Below are 5653 nucleotides of genomic sequence, written 5' to 3' on the forward strand. Positions count from 1 at the left end.
AGGTCTGCCGGTCCAGGCCGAGGTTGGCTTCACCCTTATCGCCGGCGACGACCTGGAGATGATCGGCGGCCAGTTCCTGGTAGTGGTGCAACAGCTCCGGGTCGCCGCTGTCGAAGGTCTTGTCCAGCCGGCGTCGCGCATCGTCGGCAGATTTGGCGCGCACCAGGCAGATCAGGGTGCCGTCGACCAGCTTCATTCGCTCGAGCCATTGCAGAGCCAGGTAGCGGCCGAGGAAACCGGTGGCCCCGGTGAGCAGGACGGTCCGCGCCTCGGTACCGGCCCGAGGCAGGCTCGGCGCCGCCGACAGTGTCGGGGCGTCGATGAACTTGTCCAGCCTCAGATCGCCGGCGCGCACCTCGGTGCTGTCACTTCCGTGCACGGCTGCAAAGAGCAGATCGCTGGCCGGACTTTCATGTCGATCCAACCGCTCGCTCAGGCCTCTGACGGACGGGGCGTCGAAAACCATACGTACCGCCACGTTGGTATCCAGGGCTTTGTTGATCGAGTCGATCAGGCGCATCGCCGACAGCGAATCGCCGCCCAGGTCGAAGAACGACTCATCGACCCCGACCCGCTCGAGCCCCAGGACCTGGGCGTAGACGCCGGCCACGATCTTCTCCGTCGGGGTCTGCGGCGCCTGGAAGGGTGTGGCGGCAAACACCGGCGCGGGCAGCGCCTTTCGGTCGATCTTGCCCGAGGAGGTCAACGGGAATCGCTCGAGCACGACGATCTGAGACGGCACCATGTAGTCGGGTAACCGTGCGCTCAGACGCTGACGCACCGCACTGACCTTGGTGTTGGTGCGGGGTTCGTTGGCGTGGGCGGTACTCCGGTGGGCCCGGGTGTCTGGCAGGTAGAGGTCGGTCACAGGGTGTGGTTCGGGGATGAAGACGGCTTCGAGCGTGCCGGGTTGGGCGCCCCAGGTCACCGCGACGTGATATCCGGCGGCTTCGCCCGCGCGGTGCAATTGTTCGGGAGTGGCGGTATCGGGGATCGCCGTGGCTTGGGCGAGCGCGTCGGCCAGCGGTAGCCCGGCCGCGAGGCTCTGTTCGAGGTGGACGTCGGCGATCACTCCCGTATGGGGGATTTCGGCGACGCGGATCGTGGCGGGACGTTGCGTCATCAACTGGGTGCGCAACCCGTCCAGCCCCGCGCATTGGGCCCACGTGCAGGTGGGCACGGCCGCGAGCGAGCGCGCCGGCGTCGGGGTTTTATGGATGACAACGTCGTAGCGGTACCGGTTCACTTCGTTGTCGGCGAGCCCGCGTTTGACCTGGATGTCGAGCCCGGCCACCGATGGTCGCTCGGCGGCCCAGGCAAGGAAAAACTCTGGGGCTAAGAGCAATTCGGATTCGCTGAGCATGGCGCGCTGAACCCACTGGCGGATCTCGGCGGTGTCCGTGCTGTCGGTGCGGGTCAGCGCGACCGCGGTTTGGAAGGCGGCTTGCAGGGTGTCGTTGCGGACGTCGCCGAGGAAGAGGGCCCCGCCGGGGGCCAGCAGATCCATGGCGTGGTCGATGACCTCGGCCAGGTATTGCCGATTGGGGAAGTACTGGATGACCGAGTTGAGCACGACGGTGTCGAAGTAGCCGGGCGGCAGCCCCTCGACCACATGGGCGGGTTGGGTCAGCAACCGGACCCGGTCGCGCCAAGGGATCTGCAACCGCTCCAGCGAGCGGGCCAGGTAGTCGATGGCCGCCGGCGAGATGTCGGTGGCAACGTAATGCTCACAGCGCGGGGCGATCTCCGACAACACCAACCCTGAGCCCGCGCCGATCTCCAACACTCTTCGCGGCCGTAGGGTGCCGATCCGATCGACCGTTGCCGATCGCCACTCCACCATCTCCTGGAGCGGAATCGGATCCCCGGTGAAGCTGCTGTTCCAGCTCCGAAAGTCCATGCCGAACGCCGGCTCCCCGACCTGGGTGCCGTACAGCTCGTCCCAGACGTGTTGCCAGCCTTCGACGGTTTCGGCGTCGTGGTCGGCTCCGGCGTCGCGCTCGAGGGTGAGGTAGGCGACGAGATGCGCTCCGGTCTTGGTGTGGTGCACGGTTGCGGCCGCCTGGGTGACCTGCGGGCACGACAGCAGGGTGTTTTCGATTTCGCCCAATTCGATGCGTTGTCCGCGCAACTTGACCTGGGAATCGGCGCGGCCCACGTAGTCCAGGGTTCCGTCCGGAGTCCAGCGCACCAGGTCACCGGTGCGGTACATCCGCGCCCCGGCAGCGCCATGGGGGTTCGCGACGAATCGTTCCGCGGTCAGGTCGACCCGGCCCAGATAGCCGTGCGCAAGCACCGGCCCGCTGACATACAACTCGCCGACCACTCCCCTGGGCACCGGGTTCAACCGGGCATCGAGAACCACCGCGCACGCTCCGGGCAGCGGGGCGCCGATGCCCACCGGCTGCCCCGCCGACAGCGGCGCAGTGCAGGTGACCCAGATTGTGGTCTCGGTGGGGCCGTAGGTGTTGAACATCCGCCGGCCCGGCGCCCAGGTGGCCGCCAACTCGGCCGGCAGGGCCTCCCCGATGGTGATCAGCCTGTCCACGCCCTGCAGCCGGTTCGGATCCAGCGACGACAACACCGTCGGGGTGAATACCGCCGCATTGACCTGCTGGTCTTGCAGCAACGTGGTCAACGCCTCCCCCGCGTAGGCGTCCCTGCCCGCCACCACCAGCGCCGCCCCCGACCTCACCGCCGCCAACAACTCGCCGACCGAAACATCGAAGGTCGGCGCGGCCACCATCAGCAGCCGCGAATCCGCTCCTAACCCGACGCTTTCGCCGAGCGCCGCCGCCAGCAGACCGGCGTGGCTGACAGCGACCCCTTTGGGGGCACCGGTGGACCCCGACGTGAACATCACGTACGCGGTGTTGCCCACCCCCAACGGCGCCAGCCGCTCGGCGTCGGTAATCGTGTCCGCGCACCGTCCGCTCAGGTCCAGCCCGTCGACGCGCAGCACCGGGCGCGCCCCGGCCCCGGCCACGGTGTCGGCGCCACACGTCAACACCCACCCCGCGTCGACCGTGTCCAGCATCGTGGCGACCCGTTCGACCGGATAGGCCCGATCCACCGGCACATAAGCCCCGCCGGCCTTGACCACCGCCCACCAGGCCACCACCAACTCCAGGCACCGATCCATTGCCACGCCCACGGCGTGCTCGGGACCCACCCCGGCCTCGATCAGCATCCGCGCCAGCCGCGTCGACCACTCGTCCAGCTCGCGATACGAGACCTCCCGGGTGCCGTCCACCACCGCCACCGCGTCGGGACGTGCCGCCACCGCCGCGGCCAACAACTGCGGCGCCACCTCCACGGGCGTTCCCACGCCGGCGCCAGACCACTGCGACAGCACTAGGTCCCGCTCGCGGCGATCGAGCAGCGGGACGTCTCCCACCACCACCGACGCATCCGCCACCACCGCCTCGATCAGGCGCCCAAGCCAGGCGACCAACCGCTCGACCGTGACCCGGTCGAACAGATCGCTGGCATACGTCACGACACCGGTGGCCATCGGCGCCGCCGGATCGTCGGTCGGCACTTCGCTGAACTCGAATTCTAGGTCGAATTTGGCGGTGCCCGTCGCCGCCGTCAGCGGCTCGACACTGAGCTCGTCGAACGACAACGCCTCGGGGCGCACATTGTTCTGGAAGGCCATGAACACCTGAAACAGTGGATGGTGTGCGGTGGATCGCGCGGGATTCAGCTGCTCGACGAGCCGCTCGAACGGGACATCCTGATTGCCGTAGGCATCCAGCGCCTTATGGCGCACCTGTTGGAGCACATCGCTGAACCGGTGCGCAGAAGTGATCCCCACCCGCAACACCCAGGTGTTGACGAAGAACCCGACCAGATCGTCGAGCGCCTGATCCAACCTTCCGGCGATCGGCGTGCCCATCACCACGTCCTCGCCGACGCCAACTCGGTGCAACAGCACCGCCACCACCGCTTGGAGAACCATTGATGCCGTCGTATTATGCTCTGCAGCAACGCCTTTGACGCCGGCCCAGATTTTCGGGTCGATGGCCACGTCGATCGCATCACCGCGGAAACTGGGCTCCGGCGAACGGGCCCGATCCGTCGGCAGCGAGGCCACTACCGGCAGATCGGCCAGTTCTTGCCGCCAGTACCGCAACTGGCCCGCGATGACGCTGTCCGGATCGGACTCAGCACCCAACAAGTCCGATTGCCAAAGCGTGTAATCCGCATACTGCACCGGCAGCGGCGCCCACCGCGGCGCCTCCCCGCGCGCCCGCGCCCGGTAAGCCTCGGCGATGTCCCTGACCATCGGCGCGAACGACCATCCGTCAAAAGCGATGTGGTGCAACACGATTGTCACCACATGCCGCTCGGGCCCGACGGAATAGATCTGCGCACGGATCGGGATCTCCGCGGACAAATCGAACTGATGACCCGCAAGGGCGATCACGTGGGCGGCGACATCCTGCTCCGGCAAAGACGTTACCGCCGGGTCTCCGCCTCGCCACATGCCCGCCTTGGCCGGCATCACCTGCTGAAACGGCACACCGTCGATGTCGGGAAATATGGTGCGCAGCGATTCGTGGCGGGCGACGACATCGTCAAGGGCCGATTCCAGCGCCGCGACGTTCAACGGCCCGCTCATCCGAAAAGCGATCGGCATGTTGTAGGTCGCAACCCCGCCCTCGAACCGGTTGAGGAACCACAGCCGGCTTTGGGCGAACGACAGCGGGACCACTGCCGGCCGCGGACCGGCCACCAACGGCTTACGCCGACCCGCATCCGGGCGCGAGTCGGCTCCTGGCCGGTCTGCACCCAGCACTCCGAGCAGTTCCAGGTCGGTGGCGTACTTGACGATGATCGGCGCCGTCACGTGCGGAATGTCCGCGATGTCCTTGTCGGGGCCGATCTTTGCCCTTTGGACCGCGGCGCGGAACCGGTCGGTCGGCGCATAGGACCCGCGACTCGGTTCGGGGGGATGCAGCTGAGTAGCGTTGCGCAACAGCAACATCTGCAGCACCGAGTGCCGGCGCTGTCGATCCGGCAGGGCGCGCAGGGCGGCCTCGAATCGCTGCAACCACTCCCCGAAGTCGTCGATGCGCTGGACGGGGTAACCGGCCTCGATCAGCCAGTCGACGTACTCGTCGGGCCCGATGCCGTCGTCGTGCGGGTTCATCGCGTGGTAGGTCTGGAATCCGTCGACCGCCCGGGCGCCCAGCGTGGCGATCGCCTCGGCGATAAAGCCGACTGGCAGCCCGTCGAAGTGTGCGCGTTGCCGATTGCCGTCGGCGTCGAGCCGGAAGAACGAGGCGGGCGCGATGCCGGTGGCCAGGATGCTCAACGCCGTGCGGGTGAACACGTCCGGCAGATTGAGCTGGCCCGCATACGCGGGGTCGGCCAGGATTACGTCGCAACGAAATACCGAGACCGGCAGCCCGCACAGGTCGTGGGCCTCGCGCAGCAGTACCTCGCCGGCCCACTTGCTGTTGGGGTATCCGTTGCCGTAGCTGTGGTCGATCCTGCGGGTGGGGCTGATGACCCGGATGTCGGCGTCCTCGGTGAACAGCGACCGTTCGATCTGGTAGCCCACGGCGCTCGTCGACACGTAGGCGTAGGGCTTGATCTTGGTGGTGAGTGCCATCCGGATCAGCTCGGCGGTGCCCATGACATTGGG

1 protein-coding gene is annotated in these 5653 nt (G+C 67.4%); it reads right to left on the reverse strand.

The window, feature by feature from the left end; all coding sequences use genetic code 11:
- A partial coding sequence (locus A5773_RS10960; RefSeq protein WP_156744806.1) for a non-ribosomal peptide synthetase occupies positions 1–5653 on the reverse strand: 5653 nt, incomplete at both ends.

The sequence above is a fragment of the Mycobacterium sp. 852014-52450_SCH5900713 genome, from assembly GCF_001667075.1.
Lineage (GTDB): Bacteria > Actinomycetota > Actinomycetes > Mycobacteriales > Mycobacteriaceae > Mycobacterium.